The organism is Flavobacterium sp., assembly GCF_049240005.1.
Lineage (GTDB): Bacteria > Bacteroidota > Bacteroidia > Flavobacteriales > Flavobacteriaceae > Flavobacterium.
Genome location: NZ_JBMLTK010000050.1, coordinates 1 through 2,843 on the forward strand (window position 1 = coordinate 1; position 2,843 = coordinate 2,843).

Sequence of the window (2,843 nt, forward strand, 5' to 3'; positions counted from 1 at the left end):
TCTGTGCGTTTCGGTGCTTTCTGTGCGCAGTGTTTGCTCACAGAACACACAGATTCACACAGAAATACAGGGAAATACAGGGAAAATTCCGTGGGTTTAGTTGTTTTCTGTGCGCAAGCGCTAAACGATGATTCGTATAAGTGATTCTTTATCGACTAGATAGCCCGAGTTAAAATTCACCAGCAAACCAACTTTACATCCAGAAAGTCGCAGATACGTCATCAACTGCTTTTTATGGACGTTTTGTAAATTTTCTACCGATTTTATTTCAACAATCACCTTGTTTTCAACGAGTAAATCAATCACGTAGGCTTCGCCTAATAACTCTCCCTTGTACATTAATGATTTTGTGTACTGCCGGCTAACCGACAATCCCAAATCCTTTAATTCACGCGCCAAAGCGGCTTCGTAAACGCGTTCAAACAATCCCGGTCCGAGTTCTCTATGAACTTCAAAAATAGCAGACCGAACTACATACGTAATTTGATTAATTTCTTCCATGATGTAAATTTAAATGGCTTCGAAAAATTTTCCTGGCAGCGGCAACACCAATCCTTTGAGTTCTAGTTCTAAAAGCAATACCGCGGTTTTATGCACAGGTAAATCGCAGTGAATAGCTAAATCGTCGAGCTGCAACTTTCCTGTTTTGTAGAGCGTATCGTACAGCGTTTGTTCGTCGGGTTTTAGCTCAACAAACAGTTGTTTTTGAACGGCCGGTGCGTTCTTTTTTTGTTCCCAATTGAGCAAATACACCAAATCGGCAACCGATGTAAGTAAAGCTGCTTTCTGACATTTAATTAAATGATTACAACCTGCGCTGAATTTATCGTTTAAACGACCCGGAACTGCAAAAACATCGCGACTGTAATCAAAAGCGAAGTTCGCCGTTATCAACGAACCGCCACGATCGGCCGATTCAACTACAATGGTAGCGTCGGCCAAACCTGCAACAATCCGATTGCGGCGAACAAAATGCTCTTTGTCGGGCGCCACATCGCTGAAAAATTCGGTTACTAAACCTCCGTTTTCTGAGATTGGTCGAATGAATTTTTTGTGCACCTTCGGATAGATATCGGCAAGCCCGTGCGCTAAAACGCCAACGGTTTGTAAATTGTTTTGTACAGCAAATTGATGTGCTGCAATATCAACTCCGTAAGCAAATCCACTAACAATCAATGGGTTGTATGGAACAAGCTCTTGGATAAATTCTTTTAAAAATCCGCTCCCATAATTGGTCATGCGTCGGGTACCCACGATACTGATAACTTTCTGTGCGTTTAAATCCATTTTCCCTGAAGTAAACAGCAAAACGGGTGCATCCGAACATTGCCGAAGTCGATTCGGAAATGCTTCGTCGGAAATAAACAGTGGAGTTACGGCGGTTTCTTGCATGTAAACAAGCTCTTTTTCGGCTTGTTTTAAAAGCGATTTGTTTTTGAGAGCTGAGATTCGGAAGTTGCCGATGCCGTGAATTTGAGCAAGATCTTTCGCTTTCGCGGAAAAAATATCGGACGGATTTTCGAAGTGCGAAAGCAACTTTCTGGCGATGACATTACCAATGCCTTCGGCCTTTAGCAAAGCTAAAACGTAGAGTAATTCTGAATGGCGCATAGTAAAATATTGAAGCACAAGATACAAAAACAAAAACAGTTGTTAATAAGATTTTGAAACAAAATAGCACATCAATTCTCGAATGCGTATTTTTGTTTTTATGAAGATTGAGCGATTTATTTCTGAGTTGTTGTACCGCTACCAGTGCGTAACCGTACCTGGTTTTGGTGGTTTTATTGCCGAAATCCAGTCGGCAGTGATCGATCCTGAAAAAGGCTTGTGCATTCCGCCCAAAAAGACAATTTCGTTTAATGTTAACTTGCGTCATAACGACGGATTACTAGCAAGTCATATCGCTAAAGCAGAAAAAATTAGCTTCGATACGGCACTGAATTTAATTCGCGCTGAAGTAGCTTTCGTGGAAGATCAATTAGCTGCGAAACAACGCGTTGAACTTCGAAATATTGGCACTTTAGAACAAACAAATTTCGGAGCGATTCGTTTCGAACCGGCAAACGACGTAAATTACTATACCGCCGCATTCGGACTTTCAAACATTCGTATTCCACAGCGATATGTTGAAGAAATTCAAAATGCTTCGGCACCTGTAATCGAATCTCAACCCAAAGTTATCGAATTAGAACAGCAAAGCCGCTCGCACTTCAACGCCTGGAAATACGCCTCGGCTGCCGTGCTAATTTTAGGAGTGAGCGGTTTCTTTGGCAACCAAGCTTACGACACTTTCGTGGAAGAAAAAACGGCCGAAGTTCGCGCTACGGTTCAACAAAAAGTAACGCAAGAAATCCAAAAAGCAACCTTTGTAATTGCGAGTCCGTCGGAAACATTATCGCTTCCCGTGTCGACTCCAGATTTTAAATATCACGTAGTTGCAGGTGCTTTTCGCGACCAGAAAAATGCAAATGCCGTTTTAAGCGACCTGAAATCAAGAGGTTTTGAAGCACGTTTGCTTCCAAAAAATCGCTTCGGATTAACACCTGTTTTATTTGGAAGTTACACCAAATACGGCGAAGCAAAAGCTGCATTAACGCACATTCACCAAACACAAACGCAAGATGCGTGGTTGTTGGTAGAATAATTCAAACCACTTCGCGTAACCAAACTTAAACCTTTCTTAAAGCAGCCTTTGAGAAAGCCTACATTTCTATACTTTTGCCGAAAAAAAATAGTGGTAGCTAAAACACCTTCCGAATCGCTTACGGTATTAACCGACCTTGTTTTACCGAGCGAAACCAATCCGTTGAACAATCTTTTTGGTGGCGAATTGTTGGCGC

General features: G+C 41.8%; 3 protein-coding genes and 1 pseudogene. 2 read left to right on the forward strand and 2 right to left on the reverse strand.

Translation table 11 applies throughout. The features are described from left to right. Positions 1-120: 120 nt before the first annotated feature. Both ACOVQQ_RS04830 and dprA read right to left on the reverse strand, forming a co-directional pair. Positions 121-501: a GxxExxY protein gene (locus tag ACOVQQ_RS04830; RefSeq protein WP_298144630.1), complete on the reverse strand. Its 381-nt coding sequence runs from the start codon at positions 499-501 to the stop codon at positions 121-123. Between the two features lie 9 nt (positions 502-510). Continuing rightward, positions 511-1,611, reverse strand: a complete 1,101-nt coding sequence (dprA, locus tag ACOVQQ_RS04835; RefSeq protein ID WP_421817193.1) for a DNA-processing protein DprA — start codon at positions 1,609-1,611, stop codon at positions 511-513. Positions 1,612-1,711: 100 nt separating this feature from the next. On the opposite strand from dprA, the gene ACOVQQ_RS04840 reads away from it, so the two are divergent. Then, entirely contained in the window at positions 1,712-2,647 is a 936-nt protein-coding gene (locus tag ACOVQQ_RS04840) for an SPOR domain-containing protein (protein ID WP_421817194.1), read from the forward strand. 90 nt (positions 2,648-2,737) lie between these two features. Beyond that, positions 2,738-2,843 (forward strand): annotated as a pseudogene (locus ACOVQQ_RS04845) (acyl-CoA thioesterase); the annotation flags it as partial.